Source organism: Grimontia indica (assembly GCF_000333895.2).
Lineage (GTDB): Bacteria > Pseudomonadota > Gammaproteobacteria > Enterobacterales > Vibrionaceae > Enterovibrio > Enterovibrio indicus.
In genome coordinates this window covers 168501-183785 of the sequence record NZ_ANFM02000006.1, presented here as the reverse complement: position 1 = coordinate 183785, position 15285 = coordinate 168501, and the positions used below count along the sequence as shown (strand labels likewise).

Annotated in this window: 15 protein-coding genes; 10 read left to right on the top strand and 5 right to left on the bottom strand. The window is 47.5% G+C overall.

Features of this window, described 5'->3' with window-relative positions; all coding sequences use genetic code 11:
- Positions 1-23: 23 nt before the first annotated feature.
- From hyi to D515_RS03205, 6 genes are all read left to right on the top strand, one after another.
- A complete protein-coding gene (gene hyi, locus D515_RS03230; RefSeq protein ID WP_002535956.1) occupies positions 24-812 on the top strand; it encodes a hydroxypyruvate isomerase in 789 nt (262 codons plus the stop codon).
- Positions 813-816: 4 nt separating this feature from the next.
- Positions 817-1707, top strand: coding sequence for a 2-hydroxy-3-oxopropionate reductase (locus D515_RS03225; RefSeq protein WP_002535954.1), 891 nt, complete (start codon positions 817-819; stop codon positions 1705-1707).
- Positions 1708-1848: 141 nt separating this feature from the next.
- Complete coding sequence (locus D515_RS03220) at positions 1849-3204, top strand: glycerate kinase type-2 family protein (RefSeq protein WP_002535952.1); 1356 nt, start codon at positions 1849-1851, stop codon at positions 3202-3204.
- A gap of 70 nt (positions 3205-3274) precedes the next feature.
- Positions 3275-3889 carry a TetR/AcrR family transcriptional regulator gene (locus D515_RS03215; RefSeq protein WP_002535951.1) on the top strand — a complete coding sequence of 205 codons (615 nt, stop codon included), beginning with the start codon at positions 3275-3277 and terminating at the stop codon, positions 3887-3889.
- A 45-nt stretch (positions 3890-3934) separates the two neighbouring features.
- Complete coding sequence (locus D515_RS03210) at positions 3935-4558, top strand: HAD family hydrolase (RefSeq protein WP_239643927.1); 624 nt, start codon at positions 3935-3937, stop codon at positions 4556-4558.
- Between the two features lie 172 nt (positions 4559-4730).
- Entirely contained in the window at positions 4731-5456 is a 726-nt protein-coding gene (locus tag D515_RS03205) for a DUF3108 domain-containing protein (RefSeq protein ID WP_002535949.1), read from the top strand.
- A 100-nt stretch (positions 5457-5556) separates the two neighbouring features.
- On the opposite strand, the gene D515_RS03200 is transcribed toward D515_RS03205, so the two are convergent.
- Positions 5557-6468 carry a LysR substrate-binding domain-containing protein gene (locus tag D515_RS03200; protein ID WP_002535948.1) on the bottom strand — a complete coding sequence of 304 codons (912 nt, stop codon included), beginning with the start codon at positions 6466-6468 and terminating at the stop codon, positions 5557-5559.
- Between the two features lie 106 nt (positions 6469-6574).
- Between D515_RS03200 and D515_RS03195 the strand changes: the two genes are divergently transcribed.
- The 3 genes from D515_RS03195 to D515_RS03185 all read left to right on the top strand — a co-directional run bounded on the left by D515_RS03195 (position 6575) and on the right by D515_RS03185 (position 9220).
- Complete coding sequence (locus D515_RS03195) at positions 6575-7444, top strand: pirin family protein (RefSeq protein WP_002535947.1); 870 nt, start codon at positions 6575-6577, stop codon at positions 7442-7444.
- Between the two features lie 52 nt (positions 7445-7496).
- Entirely contained in the window at positions 7497-8039 is a 543-nt protein-coding gene (locus tag D515_RS03190) for an NADPH-dependent FMN reductase (RefSeq protein ID WP_002535945.1), read from the top strand.
- 224 nt (positions 8040-8263) lie between these two features.
- Positions 8264-9220 carry a hypothetical protein gene (locus D515_RS03185; protein WP_002535944.1) on the top strand — a complete coding sequence of 319 codons (957 nt, stop codon included), beginning with the start codon at positions 8264-8266 and terminating at the stop codon, positions 9218-9220.
- Positions 9221-9392: 172 nt separating this feature from the next.
- Here D515_RS03185 and D515_RS03180 read toward each other — a convergent pair whose 3' ends face one another.
- Positions 9393-10172, bottom strand: a complete 780-nt coding sequence (locus tag D515_RS03180; protein WP_002535942.1) for a LysR family transcriptional regulator — start codon at positions 10170-10172, stop codon at positions 9393-9395.
- A 114-nt stretch (positions 10173-10286) separates the two neighbouring features.
- Here D515_RS03180 and D515_RS03175 point away from each other — a divergent pair, with 114 nt between their 5' ends.
- Complete coding sequence (locus D515_RS03175) at positions 10287-10871, top strand: luciferase domain-containing protein (protein WP_002535941.1); 585 nt, start codon at positions 10287-10289, stop codon at positions 10869-10871.
- A gap of 31 nt (positions 10872-10902) precedes the next feature.
- Here the strand turns inward: D515_RS03175 and D515_RS03170 are convergent, their stop codons facing one another.
- From D515_RS03170 to D515_RS03160, 3 genes are all read right to left on the bottom strand, one after another.
- Complete coding sequence (locus D515_RS03170; RefSeq protein ID WP_002535940.1) at positions 10903-12270, bottom strand: 8-oxoguanine deaminase; 1368 nt, start codon at positions 12268-12270, stop codon at positions 10903-10905.
- 70 nt (positions 12271-12340) lie between these two features.
- Positions 12341-13774 carry a nucleobase:cation symporter-2 family protein gene (locus D515_RS03165; RefSeq protein WP_002535938.1) on the bottom strand — a complete coding sequence of 478 codons (1434 nt, stop codon included), beginning with the start codon at positions 13772-13774 and terminating at the stop codon, positions 12341-12343.
- 141 nt (positions 13775-13915) lie between these two features.
- Positions 13916-15256, bottom strand: coding sequence for an NCS2 family permease (locus D515_RS03160; protein WP_002535937.1), 1341 nt, complete (start codon positions 15254-15256; stop codon positions 13916-13918).
- Between the last annotated feature and the right edge of the window lie 29 nt (positions 15257-15285).

Genomic DNA, 15285 nt, shown 5'->3' with positions numbered 1-15285 from the left:
TCTTATGGAATAAGGAAATTGAAATGCCAAAGTTAGCTGCCAATTTATCAATGTTATTTACTGAACTGCCTTTCATCGAGCGCTTTAATGCCGCGGCAAACTTCGGTTTTAAGGGAGTGGAGTACCTGTTTCCGTACGCATTTGATGCCTATGAGCTGAAGGCAGAACTGGACCGCAACCATCTGAAGCAAGTGCTGTTTAACCTACCTGCAGGGGATTGGGACGCGGGAGATCGCGGGATTGCAGCGGACCCAGCACGTGTTGATGAGTTCCGGGCAGGCGTTGCACTCGCGATTGAATACGCCAATGTATTGAACTGTGAGCAAGTGAACTGTCTCGCTGGGATTGTTCCTTCGGGTGTTAGTCAGGACCAAGCTGAAAAGACTCTGATTGAAAACCTGAAATTTGCGAATGCTCAGTTGGAAAAGGCAGGTATCCGGTTGGTTGTGGAAGCAATCAATACAAGGGATATCCCGGGCTTTACGCTAACCAATACCAAACAGGCAGTTCGGATTTGCGATGCTGTCGGGAGTGACAACCTTTCACTGCAGTACGACATCTACCATATGCAAATTATGGAAGGGGATATTGCCCAAACCTTAAGCTCGACGTTAGACCGTATTGGGCATGTTCAGCTTGCAGATAATCCTGGTCGTCATGAGCCTGGAACCGGGGAGTTGAACTACCACTTCCTGTTCAGCCACTTAGATTCTATTGGCTATGAGGGTTGGGTTGGGTGCGAATATAAGCCAGCTACCACCACCGAAGAAGGCATGAAATGGCTTCAGACATACGGACAAAATGAGGAGTAATGGAATGACAACTATCGCATTTATCGGCACCGGCATCATGGGTAAGCCAATGGCTGAAAACCTACAAAAAGCCGGGTATCAACTCAATTTGTCAGAAAGCCGTACAAGGGCACCTGCTTCATTAGTCGAAGGTGGTGCAAAAACCTATCCTTCGAATCGTGAAGCGGTTAATGACGCGGATTTCATTATCGTTATGGTGCCAAACACACCAGATGTTGAAGATGTTCTGTTTGGTGAAGATGGTATAGAGCCAGTGCTGGATGCCACAAAGACAGTCATCGACATGAGTTCTATATCTCCCATTGAAACCCAAAGCTTTGCTGCCCGGGTCAACGAAAGTGGTGCGGCTTACCTTGATGCGCCTGTTTCTGGCGGTGAAGTCGGCGCCATCAATGCCACCTTGACCATCATGGTTGGTGGCGAAGAAGCCACGTTCGAAAAAGCATTGCCACTGTTTGGTGCCATGGGGCAAAACATCAATCTGGTCGGTGATAATGGTGCTGGGCAGGTGTGCAAGGTCGCTAATCAAATCATTGTGGCACTCAATATTGAAGCTGTGTCTGAAGCGCTGGTGTTTGCTTCAAAAGCAGGCGCAGATCCAGCAAGGATCCGCAACGCGCTGCTGGGTGGCTTTGCTAATTCAAAAGTGCTGGAAGTTCATGGTGAGCGCATGGTGAAAGGAACCTTTGACCCTGGTTTTAGAATCCGCCTGCATCAGAAAGATTTGAACTTAGCTTTAACAGGGGCTGAAACGCTTGGCGTTTCACTGCCGAATACAAAATCCGCACAAGAGCTATTTAGCTTATGTGCTGAGCAAGGTGGGGAAGATTGGGATCACTCTGCGCTTATTAAAGCCATTGAATCGCTTTCTAACCACAACATCCGCGGCGAATAACGCCGTGAACCATACCAAGCAGTTTGAAGTGTCCAGCTTTTCGCTGCTTGGAGTACCTCCAACTTGAGTTTACGTTTTACAGGTCCTTAGTATTTTGCCCGCTTCTTTCACGACGGGCTTTTTTTTCTATGGAGATAAGCAATGGATCAGCAGGAAGTGTTCAAGGAAGGCGAAGAAACCCTAAGAAAAAATTCTGAATCAGAAAAGTCATCTGTTGGAGCTTTAACGCCCTCGATATTTCTCCGGAAATTGTTCGATGCTGCGGTCGATTCAGCCCTTCCTTATGGAAGTATTAAAAAGTATCTGCCTGAAGACCGCTCAGGAAATTTAGTTGTGATCGGTGCAGGTAAAGCGGCTGCTTCAATGGCTCAAGCGTTGGAAGATGAATGGGAAGGGCCGATAAGTGGCGTTGTCGTCACACGTTATTTGCATGGTGCACCTTGTGAGCACATCGAAGTATTGGAAGCGTCGCACCCGGTTCCTGATGGTGAAGGAGAGAAAGTCGCTAAGCTCATCCTAAATTTGGTCACGAACCTTGATGAAAATGACACGGTGATATGTTTGCTATCCGGCGGAGGCTCAGCCTTATTAAGCTTACCTGCACCTGGCATCGACTTTTCCGAGAAACAGGACATCAACAAAGCCCTGTTGAAATCGGGAGCTGCCATCAATGAAATGAACTGTGTAAGAAAGCATCTTTCCGCTGTAAAAGGAGGGAAGCTGGCACAAGCGGCTTACCCTGCAAGTGTGCTTACGCTTGCGATATCTGATGTGCCGGGAGATGCCGCAGATGTTATCGCATCAGGTCCGACAGTCGCAGACCCGACGACACGTTTTGATGCTATTAACGTATTGAATAAATATGACATCCCAGTAAGTGACAATGTCACTTCATGGCTGGAAAGCGAAGCATCTGAAACCCCAAAAGCCGGTGACGAGAGACTGTCAAAAAGCCGTTTTGAGATTATTTCAACGCCTTTCGAATCTCTGATTGCTGCGCAGACTTTATCGGAATCGCTAGGGATACCCGCTTACATTCTGGGAGATACTCTGGAGGGAGAATCAAGGGATGTCGCACTGGTGCATGCAGCTATGGCAAGCAGTGCAGCTAAACATGATCAGCCTTTCCCTGCACCTTGCGTCATCCTCTCTGGCGGTGAAACCACTGTAACAGTCAAAGGTAATGGTCGTGGAGGGCGCAATTGTGAGTTTCTGTTATCACTCTATCAAGCGCTTGAGAAAGAGCCCGCGATTCGGGGCAGAATTTATGCGTTGGCCTGCGATACAGATGGGATTGATGGTGTGGAAGACAATGCCGGAGCAGAGTTGAAACCGGATTTTTATGTCGCCGCTGCAGAGAAGAAACTGTCACCCGAACCTTACCTGACTAACAACGACAGTTATGGTTTTTTTGAAGCGCTTAGCGGCTTGATTTTTACCGGGCCAACCCGCACCAATGTGAATGACTTCAGAGCAATATTGATATTACCAGAGTGATTGACTGGATGAATTGTCTAGGATTCATTAAAGTTGTGATTACACGCTTTAATGAATCCACGGACGGGTAATGTCACGCATCAGGACGAAAAATCAGGAAAAGATCATCGAAGTTGCCAGCCAACTGTTTGCAGAAAAAGGCTATGCCGCGACAACGACAGCCGAAATTGCCCAACGCGCCGAAATTCCCAAGCCCAACCTCTATTACTATTTCAATACCAAAGACAATCTCTATCGTGCAGTGCTGGAAAGTGTCACTCAGCCATTGCTTGAAGCGTCTTACCCTATCGAGCAGCTCAACGATCCGCGAGAAGCGCTTACCCAATATATCCGTACCAAACTGCGCATATCTAAAGAATACGCCGCCGCTTCAAAGACTTTTGCTGCTGAAGTGATGGCTGGCGCACCCCACCTCCCAAGTGACATTGCAGAATCCTTGATGGATCAATCTCGAATGATTCTGAACAAGTTCGAATACTGGATTGAGCAGGGTTGGATGGAACCTGTACCTCCCAAGCATCTGATGTTTATGCTCTGGTCATCAACCCAAACCTACGCTGACTTTAACTGGCAGATATGTCAGGTCAGCGGCCAGTTTGAATTAGAAGATCAAGACTTCGAAGATGCGGCAGAATTTCTGGTGAATTTGGTGCTGAGAGGGTGCGGCGTAAAGCATGCGGATTGAGTTAGTTTCAAAGCGATAAATACAAGGAAGCTCATGCAACACATTATGTTCGATATCGATGGGACACTGATTCAATCCTATGAGTTCGACGAAAAATGCTTTATGGATGCCGTTCATGAAGTCACAGGAATTGCCATAAAGAATAATTGGGCAACCTACCCGCATGTGACCGACAGAGGTATTCTTCAAACCTTTATTGAAAGACAAGCACCTCAATACTCACTTGAAGAATTGGAAAACAGAGTAAAGCCCGTTTTTATTCAAAATATCGAGCAAACCATCAAAGAAAGCCCAGCGATTGAAGTTAAAGGTGCAAAGCGTTTCCTTCTGCACGTATTGAACAATAACGACTATATCGTTTCGGTTGCGACCGGTGGCTGGGGAGAGACAGCGAGATTAAAGCTTCAATCTGCTGGGTTCGATACTGACAACCTCATCATTGCATCTTCAAATGATCATCATGCACGTATTGAAATTATGGCAATTGCACAAGCGAAAGCTGATCCTTCTAAAGGTTTGCCAATCACCTATTTTGGCGATGCGATGTGGGATGTAAAAGCTTGTAAAACGCTAGGCGTTAACTTGGTTATCGTTGGAGAAAGAGTCCAGCACCATCAACGTATTTCAGATTACTCTTCACTGGAGACTGTATTGGGCCTTCTCAGTTAATGAGAAGATTGACGGCTCATAAAGAACCATTCGAGTTTAAGACTCACCAACTCATAAAAATTAGCAAGGGCTAATGTAAATCTTAGTCTCATTGTCTCGCCAGATCAGACAGCGCTCCGCGAGCATACTGCGATAAAGGACTATATCGCAGTATTTTTAGGCAGGAACTGTCATGAAAAAAGTAGGATTAGGCGTGTTACCGCTTCTCTTGTTTGGCTGTGGAGGTAGTGATGATCCGCAAGATGGGATTGTATTTCCTGATGGTGATGGGACTTCGCTTAGCTCGTGCTACAACCCAACATTAAACGAACTGGGTACAGAAACTATCACCAACATTTCAAAGAAAGCTGGATTGGCTCAACCCGTCAACGTTCAAGAGAGAGAGGTTGTTCAGGCTGTTGTGGATTATGAAGGCCAAAGCGGAGTGTTGGAAGTCAGACTCTATGATGATACGCCCGACAACAGAACATATGTTGTTGTGGATGAATCGAGTCAGGCAGTAACAACGTTAGGTCAATTTTTTGAGGGGGAAATGATAACTTACAAACCAAGTGGGTTGGCATATTTCTATGACCTTGCTTCTGGTGAATCACGCACACAACCTACTATTACGGTTTATACAGATGGTGTTGAGACCGGCACAATGGATGTGAAAATGAAGTATGAGAAAAGAGAAACCGTGACTGTACCAGCCGGCACATTTGAAACGTGCTTGGTCACTCTCGAAATCATGCTAGTTGACGACGGACAAGAGTCCAACGCTCTCTACAAAACAAACTTTGGTATCGGAAATGGCATAGCCATCAGAGACGAGCTTACAGCAAGTAGCAATGGCACGACTTTGACGACGGTTGACGAGCTAATCTCAGGAACAATCAATGGTGAACCCATCCAGTAGGACGTGGTTCAGATTTCACCAACACGAATTCCAATGCTTTTAGATATAGAAATATTGGTTATGTAGATAGGGTTGTTAAGCAGAAATGGCTGCTCTAAGGTCAACAGCCCCTAACCACCAAGGGAAGTTTCTCTCGAATAAATTCCGCCAACGCTTTGGTATGTGGCGGTACGCCTAGCCTTGAAGGCATCAACAAACTTAAACTGGCCGACTGTGAAAGCCAATCGGGCAGAACGCGAACTAGATCTCCCGTTTGTAATGCAGTGCGGCATACGTAGTCAGGCAGTGCAGTCACACCTAACCCTTCAATCGCGGCTTGTCGTATGGTCGACATATCTTCTGAGCACAAAGCGATATTGGATGTTTGGTGAGTACGTAGCCCGTCTCGGTTCATGAGTGGAATAGCGTCTTTGGAACCGCTTCTGCCAACTTTCAGAAACTGACAATCAGCAAGATCGTAGGGCGTGTTTAACTGTTGAAGCGTTTCGAGGTAACGGGGCGAGCAGTAGAACTGCCATTCTACTGTAGTAATAAATCGCTGGATGAGACTGGAGTCAGGCAGCTCTGCGCTATGTCCGCGGATAGCTATATCAATCCCTTCGGCGACAAGATCTTCCATTGCGTTGGTAACACGTTGCTCGATATGCACTTTAGGATGTAGCTTGGCAAACTCGGTCACAATGCTGAGTAAGGCGAATTGAGCGACACCTGTTGAGCAACTAATGACCACTTTCCCTGTGAGTTTCCCACTGCGGTTATCCATGGCAGCTTCTGCAAGTTCTAAGGTATCTACCAACTTTCGGGCATGATGGTAGAAGCTCTTTCCCTCTTCTGTCACCGCAACATTACGGGACGTTCGCTGCAATAACCTGACACCTAAGCGCTCTTCCAGCTGTACAACATGTCGGCTCAGCCGTGACTTTGGCATATTCAACGCTTTAGCGGCGGCAGTGTATCCCTTTTTCTCAACGACATGCACAAAGTAAAAGTAGTCATTCAAGTCGACTTTCATTTTATCGTCCTATTTATGGAACGTAGAGTTCGGATTCTAACGGTTTTTATCTGGAATCCAACTCGTTACATTGTTTTTAAGCCAACAAATAGAACGGAGTAGAGCAATGACGAATTCAGCAGCCCAATTAAACCAGAGTACTGTATTTGATAAGCATGTTACTGGCAGCCCATTGAATATTGGAGAAGGGTTCACGGGTATTGGTTTTCGCCATACGCAATTTGAAGGGGCGATGGACCCAATCATTATGGTTGATCATTACACCATGACAGTACCGACATTCGGTGCGCATCCACACGCGGGTATCTCAGCGGTTTCCGTTCTGTTTGAGGATACAGAAGGCAAATTTAACAACCGTGATTCGCTAGGCAACGACTTTGATATTCATGCGGGCGATCTCTATTGGCTGAACGCTGGTCGTGGCGCGGTTCATGACGAAGCACCAAGACTTGGTGCGAAAATTCATGGTTTGCAGATCTTCGTGAATCTCCCGGCAACGTTGAAACATGAGTCGCCTAGCTCTCTTCATGTGAAGCGAGAGGACATGCCTACGCTGGTGGGAGAAGGGTATCGCGTCAGGCTGGTGCTAGGAGAAAGTAACCGCGCGAAAACACAGGTTTCCTCGGTATGGCCGTTTACCATTCTTGATGGTTTTGCCGATGAGCGTTCAGGTTTTGAACACCAAATTCCAGATGGCTTCAATGCTTGGCTATATGCCGTGGAAGGAAAAATCGAGTATCAAATAGACGATGAATGGCATGTTCTAGATCAAGGGGATTCAGTCTCAATCGTCCCTAAAGATGTTTCTGTATTAAAAGTTCGTGGTGATAACAAGAAGCATAGCCATTTTGCTCTGTTGTCTGGGGAAACCATTAACGAGAGCTTTGTCCAGCAAGGACCGTTTGCAATGAGCTCACAACAAGAAATCAATGAGGTTGTTGCCCGCTATCAAGCCGGAGAGTTGGGCCAGCTTTAAGACCAGACTGATATTGATTATCCCAAGTATCATTATTGAACGAGATTAAACGATGAAAATACTCGCTTTTGCTGCAACTAACAGCCGTAAATCAATTAACAAGCAACTCGTCCAATATGCGGCGGGAAAGATAAAGAACGCTGATGTCGACTATGTAGAAATCAATGACTTTGATTTACCTATCTACAATAGCGATTTGGAAGAGGATTATGGCATTCCGAGATGTGCCTACGCTTTCCAGAAGCGGATAGAAAATGCCGACGCTATTGTAGTGTCATTTGCTGAGCACAATGGCAATTTTACGGTGGCATTTAAGAACCTGTTTGATTGGCTAAGTCGTATCGATCGAAACGTCTATCAAGGAAAGTCGATTATCTTGCTCGCGACATCCCCTGGCCCAGGTGGCGCAAAAACAGTACTGAAGCTGGCTAAAGAGGGGGCTCCGCATTTTGGTGGTAATGTCGTCGGAACATTTAGTTTACCGAGTTTCTATGACAACTTTGACTTGGAAAACAAAGCCATAACAGATACAAGCCTTACCGCAGAATTAGATGAAATATTGCGTCAATTTGAGGGCGCTGTTTCTCCAGTCTAGCAAGTTAACTCTCCTATTTACTCCGATAAAACCCGCAGCCTAATGCGGGTTTTTGTTTGCGAAAACACATAGCCTAAGACGGTGGCCTAGTCGAATATACCGATATGGATTAATGCTTATTTCCAGAATTATTAGTTCACTTAATGCCGGATTATGTTGCTAATGACGGTGCTGTAGATTGGTTTCTGTACAACAAACAGTACGACTATGGATAAGGAGTTCGCATGACAATCAATAAAGTCACCTTAGCAACAGCGCTTGTTACTTCAATGGCACTTGCTCCAGCGGTGATGGCGAAAGAAGGAAGCCCAAAAGGCGCTGACACTGTGAAATCTCACAAACAGTCTTATCAAGGTAAGCGCTTCAGCAACTCTGATGTGGATTTCTCGAACTGCCGGGAAATTGCGGGAGGTATAGCTGTCCAGAAGGATGCGCTAACTTCGCTGGTTCCGTCAGGCATTACAGTAAACAGCCTTTCAGATATGGGGTTTGTGTTCGAAGGTTCAGACAACCTCGGCATGCTGATTATTCGTTCTTTGCAGTGCGAAGTCATCCAAGTGACAGATGCCAAGGGTGAAGTTTTCACTGATGAGAATGTCGCTTTTGCTCATGTGGGCACACCAATCAATACTTCCAATCTACCAGCGACGACGTTCAATAACGACGGTTCGAACGGTGCAGATTTCAATATATATGCATTGAGCTACCAAACCTCTTCTCCTGCTTACTATGGTGCGATGAAAAGAATGGGGATGGAAACCGCGATGTTTAATGAGCACATGATTAACGCGCAGGTTGATACCACTCCGGGTACCTGTGATGTTGCACAACTCAGTGTGAGTGTGCCGGGTAGCCATGACTATTCATTTAGCATTTTCGGTGAAGTGGTAGAAGCTACCGCAGAATGTCACCCTGGCGGGGCAAATTTTGTGGCGAACTGGTGGAGTGTTGACCGCAAAAAACGCGTTTCAGCACTCAGCAATTTAGTGACGGATCAGACGTTCACTGAAACAGCGGGCCCGAACGTATTTGTTGTCGCGAAGCAGGGTACGACCATGAGTGAGCTTATTGGTGAAGCGCCGTCAGCATTCACGGGATTCTCCGGTAGCGGTTATTTGCCCTCTGGTGGTATTGGCAATGTAGATATGGTGGCTGAAGCTTTAGGTAAATTAGCGCGTTAAACTTCCACTGCAAATAGCGCTATTAAGTCAAACGCCCCTAATAGAATAGGGGCGTTTGTTTATGTGCTCATTCCGCGAGTTGGTCTGCCAAAAACCGAGCCAACAAGAGCGTCAGATTCTCTCTTCGTGCTTTATCCGGCCAAACCGCGTATCGCCCAAGCTTACGCAGAGACTAATCCGGAAGAAGCTGCACCAGCGCGCCAGATTTTAGCCCTGGCTCGGCGATATGTTGCGGTAAAATCGCGATCCCTGCATTTTGATGCGCGAGATGACAAAGCGCTTCAATGGTGTCGACTTGCAATTGAAAGTTGTTAAAAACGACGAGCACTTTGTCATCGCCAGACATGAACTCCATTCTGTCCTTACGATGTTTGAAGCTTAACCACTCAAGATCAACAAGATCGTCTGGATGCTGTGGTGGTGGGTGAGAAGCGGCATATTCGGCGCCAGCGACCAAAACGCGCTGATATTCACCCAGCTTTCTCGAAAGCATGGAACTGTCGTCTAGCCAACCAATCCGTACGTTCAAATCATACCCATCGTCAATCAGGCTGACGGGCATGTCTGTGTAAGAAATTGACAGGGAAACGCGAGGGTATAAGCGCGTAAACGCAGCTAGCGCAGTGGATACGTCAGAGGAAGCAAGAAATGCCGGAAGCGAGATCCGCAATTCTCCGACGGGTTCCACCGAGATAGCATTGAGCTCGTTTAACCCCAATTCTGCCTGCTTGAGCATTTCTACCACTCGAGGGTAAAACATGCGCCCCTCATTGGTCAGGGAAAGCTTTCTTGTAGTGCGGTAGAGCAGCGTCTTCCCTAGGTAATCTTCAAGGTCTGAAATGGTTTGGCTCACTCGGGAAGGAGCAAGATTTAGCTGTTTGGCGGCAGCTCGGAATGATCCACCGTCGACAACACGGACAAATATAGCCATATGTTTGAGGTATTCAATCATTGTTCTTCCTGAGCGAATTATGAAGTCCGTTTGTACACGATATTACTGGCAATCATCCTGATGTACATTGTTTGCGTGCGACAAGCTGAGTTGGTTCAACAAAGGGATATGAAGATGGATAGACTGAAAAGTATGCTTTGGCTTTGTGGATGGATATTTACGGTGGCCTTTAAAGCCAATGCCGGTGTACCCGAAAACCTTCCTCTAAGAACTACGGCTATTCCAGATACGACGGAGAGCGTTCCTCATGTGCAGTTGAATGTGAAAACAGATGCTGACCTGATTGCTGAACTCAGAAACAAGGTAGCAAAGATCCCTGATGTATCTTTGCAAGGCTCAATGCTTTCTCTTCCAGGTGCGGAAGGTTTTTGGATTCGCGACGGTGTTCCGCTTGCGAACCCTCAGGCCATCGTCGGTGGCAGAGAATTCGCTCATTTACACCCCGACGGCAGTCTCCATGCTTCACTACCGCCAGAATTAGCCAAAGAAGCGGTAAAAAACAACTGGGCAACCTTTCATCCTTGGTCATCTAAACGTTTGGGTTGGGAGGGCTTTGTCATGATCTACACACCTTCTACTCAAACTGAAGTCGATGTTGTTTACGTGCTGGTGGTTTCGTCGTTCAACTATGTCACCGGCAAAGAGATCAACGCGCAAAGCTTGAGCGGCAAGAAATCGGTTAAGCGCGCTGATAATTAGTATGGCAAAGACAAAAAAACTAAGGCGCTTTTTAGCGCCTTAGTTTTTGAGCTTTATCAGCCAGCCTTCTTGCAGCTGCACGGTGTCTTACCATCAACTCTTGCTTATCAACATCGACCAATTCGCCATCAACTACGCGCCAATCACCATTAACCATGACACGGTCTGCACGATGGTGTCCACAAAGTACTAGCGCAGCGAGAGGATCGTGGCTGCCAGAGAACTGAATTTCATCCAGCTTGAACATAGCAATATCTGCCAACATACCTTTGTCCAGCTTGCCGATGTCTTTTCGGCCGATATTTCTCGCTGAGCCCTGTGTCGCCCAGCGAAAAGCATCAAAGTGACTGACTTCGGCAGAACCGTATCTCAGCCGTTGAATGTAAGTCGCCATTCGTAGTTCATTTACCAGATTGGAACCATCATTTGATGCTGAGCCATCCACGCCAAGCCCGACAGAAGCGCCGGCTTCTTCTAGCTCTAGATTTCGGCAAATACCTGAGGCGAGCATCATGTTAGAACTTGGGCAATGACAAATTCCAATACCAGATTGTCCAAGCCTGCGGATCTCTTCGTCGTTGAAATGTATGCCGTGTGCCAACCAGGTTCTGTCATGCAGCCAGCCTACCTCTTCCAGGTAGTCAACAGGACGATAACCGAAACGCTCCAGACAGAAATTCTCTTCGTCTATGGTCTCGCAAAGGTGGGTATGAAGCATCACATCATGTTGTTTGGCAACATGAGCCGTTTCTTTCATGAGCTCTGTGGTGACAGAAAAAGGAGAGCAGGGGGCGAGGGCAATTTGAGTCATGCCGCCAAATTCAGGTTGATGATATTCGCGGATTAGGCGAACGCTATCATCAATGATGGTTTGTTCAGTTTGAATGGTGTGCCTTGGGGGCAGCCCGCCCTGATCTTCACCAAGACTCATTGATCCTCTGGTGAGTACAGTTCGCAAACCGAGTTTTCTTGTTGCTTCTACCTGAATATCAATGGCGTGTTCCAAACCAACTGGGATTAAGTAATGGTGATCGGAAGCTGTGGTACAACCGGAGAGCAGCAACTCAGCACTAGCGAGCTCTGTACCCAGCTGCATCATTTCTTCATCAAGGCCAGCCCAAACGGGATATAGCGCCTTAAGCCAATGGAATAGCTCTTTGTCCAAAGCATCGGGATAAGCACGGGTGAGCGTCTGGTAGAAATGGTGATGGGCGTTAACCAAGCCGGGTAACACAACATGCTCTGAAGCATCCAGGGTATGGTCGAATGGTTGGGTGGGAGCAGCGCCTTTGGCGACCACTTCTACTATGGTGTTTCCTTGAACAACAATGCCGCCGGCTGCGTCATCATTCGTTCCAGTCCAAATCGCGAGAGGATTTTTAATCCAGGTAGTCGCCATGTATTTGTATCCTTTGCTGGAAAAAGAATAGCCCCGAGATTCTAAGAAAATCGGGGCTGACACGGAGGGCTTATTGCGTCGGTTTAGAGGGTTGATCTGTCGACACATCACTCTGAGAAGAAGTGCTAGCCATTGCAGGCTCCGCAGTGTCTTCACTTAGCGGGATCGAATGATCGCTGTTCATTTCCTCCTCTTCAGCCTGCTTTTCAGCATGGACATCTTCTTTCGACTTCGGAAGCACCAGATTCAGAACAACAGCCACGATGGTACCCGTGGTAATACCCGAGTGAAGAAGCTGAGCGACATCATGATGCAGATGCTGAAGCAGAGAAGGCTTGATAGTGACAGCAAGCCCTGCTGCCAAGGAGACACAAATCACAAGAGCATTGCGGCGTGTGTCGGCAGCTTTCACCAACATACGGATACCCGCATAGGCAATCATACCGAACATGATGAAACCGACGCCACCAAGCACTGGTTTTGGTACTGTCACCGCTAGTGCTCCGAATTTCGGGAAAAGTCCAGCAAGGATCAATAGAGCACCTGCGGTGCCCACCACGTAACGGCTTGCTACGCCAGTGATACCAACGATGCCGACATTCTGGCTGAATGAAGCTAATGGCATGGCTCCAAATAATGACCCTACCGCACTACCAATGCCATCGCCCAGTAGACCGCGTTTGAGGTCTTTACCTGAAATCGTACGGTGACAATTGCTAGCAAGTGCAAGGAAATCGCCTGTAGCTTCTGCGATCACGACAATATAGGCAAGACACATACTCACGATGGCTGGCCATGAAAAGCTGAGTCCAAACTTGAGAGGGTCAGGTGTCGCGAACCAACTTGCTTCGCCGATTTGTTTCATGTCCACCATGCCCATACTCAGTGCCACCAAGTACCCGCCAGCCAAGCCGATGACAATCGCTGATGCAGCTACTGAGCCTTTTGCGTAAGTCGCAACGAGCAAAACAACTAGAAGAGAAACGGCAGCAAGGAAAAGCTTGGGTAGTGTTGCAAAATGTTCGCTGCCTGCCGGCGCGTCACCCACCCAGTTCATGGCAACGGGCAGTATGGTTAAACCAATCAGCGTAACGACAACACCACTGACAACCGGTGGAAAGAGTTTACGGATTTGCTCCATAAAGAAGGCGGAGACGATCACCATGCACGCGCCAACCAGTGCAGCGCCCATAATCCCAGAAACACCGTCAGCCTTACCTATGCCGATAGCTATCCCTAGAAATGCAAAGCTGGAACCCATGACGACTGGCAGTCTGATGCCTACAGGGCCCACGCCAATACACTGTATTATGGTAAAAGCACCTGAGATGAATAGTGCAGCATTAATAAGAGTGACAACGTCACTGGTTGGTAGGCCAATGGCAGTGCCAACAATGAGTGGTACAGCAATAATACCGCCGATAGAGGCAAGCATGTGTTGTATGGCTAGCAGGACTGTGGAGCCTGCAGGTGGTTTATCGTTTAATTCATAGAGCAGTTTCATAACTTCTTCCTTTAAGCTGCCTGCGTTCCTTTTTTAATGCGGCAGCGTTAGTGGTGAATATCGAATTACCCCTTGGGACGTCGTTGGTCCTTTTGAAACGAAAAATTAAAAATTAGGGGCCTCTTTGTGCCCCTTTATTAGTTATCCGAGGATGATCAGTTTGAACACAAACAGAATGCTCAATACATACATGGCGATGGAAATATCCGAGAACTTTCCTGTGCCCGCCTTGAGTACGGTGTAAGTAATAAACCCAAGTGCGATACCGTTTGAAATAGAGAAAGTCAGCGGCATCATTAATGCGGTGACAGCGGCTGGCACAGAGTCAGTAAAGTCATCCCAGTTCACGTGACGGATGCTGCTCATCATGAGAAAAGCGACATAAATGAGTGCACCTGCAGTGGCGTAAGCCGGGATCATTCCTGCCAATGGTGAGAGGAAAATGGCTGCCAGAAACAGAACACCCACGACGATAGCTGACAGTCCGGTACGTGCTCCCGCTGAAACACCTGAAGCACTTTCGACGTAACTGGTCACTGGTGGGCAACCGAAACATGCACCAATAACGCTGGACATACTGTCCGCTTTCAGCGCTTTTGGCAGGCCATCAATCTTGCCTGTTTCTTTGTTAATGAGATTGGCACGTTCAGCCACGCCCATGAGTGTGCCCGCGGTATCGAACATGTTCACAAACAGGAAGGCAAGAATGATACTGATCATGCCGACATTCAGAGCGCCCGCAATGTCCATTGCCATAAAGGTGGGTGCGATGCTTGGTGGCGCTGAAAAGATGCCGCCGTATTCGAAAAGGCCGAGACCTAAACCGATCAGCGTGGTACCGAAAATCCCGATTAGAACGGCACCGAAAACTTGCTTAACTGCCAATACAGAAATGATGAAGAAGCACACAGCAGCGAGAATGGCAGGTGGCTGAGTAAAGTCGCCAAGCGTTACCAAAGTGGCAGGGCTGCCAACCACAATCCCAGCGCTTTTTAAGCCGATAATACCGAGAAATAGACCCACGCCCGCTGTCATGGCATAGCGCAGTGAAGAAGGGATGCTGTTGATGATCCACTCTCGAACGCGCGAAACACTTAGGCCAACGAAAATGACACCTGAGATGAATACTGCGCCGAGAGCAACTTGCCAGCTATAGCCCATTTCGCCCACTACCGTGAAAGCGAAGAAAGCATTTAAGCCCATGCCCGGTGCAAGGCCCACTGGCCAGTTAGCAAACAGGCCCATCATTAGAGTACCGATCGCTGCGCCGATACAGGTTGCTACAAATAGTGCCCCGGGATCCATACCGGACGCCGACATAATATTGGGGTTCACGAAAATGATATAAGCCATTGTGGCAAAAGTGGTGATCCCTCCAATCAGTTCGTTCTTAACGGATGTTCCGTGTTGACTTAATTTGAAGTAGCGTTCAAGAAAGCCACTCTTCCCTATGGGTTGTTCAGCAGTGCTTTGCTTATCCATTGATATATTCCTTCTAGGAGTTACTGCGA

Excerpts from the sequence above, each read along its gene's own strand:
- hyi (WP_002535956.1), top strand. The coding sequence starts at position 24 with ATGCCAAAGTTAGCTGCCAATTTATCAATGTTATTTACTGAACTGCCT.
- D515_RS03225 (WP_002535954.1), top strand. The coding sequence starts at position 817 with ATGACAACTATCGCATTTATCGGCACCGGCATCATGGGTAAGCCAATG.
- D515_RS03220 (WP_002535952.1), top strand. The coding sequence starts at position 1,849 with ATGGATCAGCAGGAAGTGTTCAAGGAAGGCGAAGAAACCCTAAGAAAA.
- D515_RS03215 (WP_002535951.1), top strand. The coding sequence starts at position 3,275 with ATGTCACGCATCAGGACGAAAAATCAGGAAAAGATCATCGAAGTTGCC.
- D515_RS03210 (WP_239643927.1), top strand. The coding sequence starts at position 3,935 with ATGTTCGATATCGATGGGACACTGATTCAATCCTATGAGTTCGACGAA.
- D515_RS03205 (WP_002535949.1), top strand. The coding sequence starts at position 4,731 with ATGAAAAAAGTAGGATTAGGCGTGTTACCGCTTCTCTTGTTTGGCTGT.
- D515_RS03200 (WP_002535948.1), bottom strand. The coding sequence starts at position 6,468 with ATGAAAGTCGACTTGAATGACTACTTTTACTTTGTGCATGTCGTTGAG.
- D515_RS03195 (WP_002535947.1), top strand. The coding sequence starts at position 6,575 with ATGACGAATTCAGCAGCCCAATTAAACCAGAGTACTGTATTTGATAAG.
- D515_RS03190 (WP_002535945.1), top strand. The coding sequence starts at position 7,497 with ATGAAAATACTCGCTTTTGCTGCAACTAACAGCCGTAAATCAATTAAC.
- D515_RS03185 (WP_002535944.1), top strand. The coding sequence starts at position 8,264 with ATGACAATCAATAAAGTCACCTTAGCAACAGCGCTTGTTACTTCAATG.
- D515_RS03180 (WP_002535942.1), bottom strand. The coding sequence starts at position 10,172 with ATGATTGAATACCTCAAACATATGGCTATATTTGTCCGTGTTGTCGAC.
- D515_RS03175 (WP_002535941.1), top strand. The coding sequence starts at position 10,287 with ATGGATAGACTGAAAAGTATGCTTTGGCTTTGTGGATGGATATTTACG.
- D515_RS03170 (WP_002535940.1), bottom strand. The coding sequence starts at position 12,270 with ATGGCGACTACCTGGATTAAAAATCCTCTCGCGATTTGGACTGGAACG.
- D515_RS03165 (WP_002535938.1), bottom strand. The coding sequence starts at position 13,774 with ATGAAACTGCTCTATGAATTAAACGATAAACCACCTGCAGGCTCCACA.
- D515_RS03160 (WP_002535937.1), bottom strand. The coding sequence starts at position 15,256 with ATGGATAAGCAAAGCACTGCTGAACAACCCATAGGGAAGAGTGGCTTT.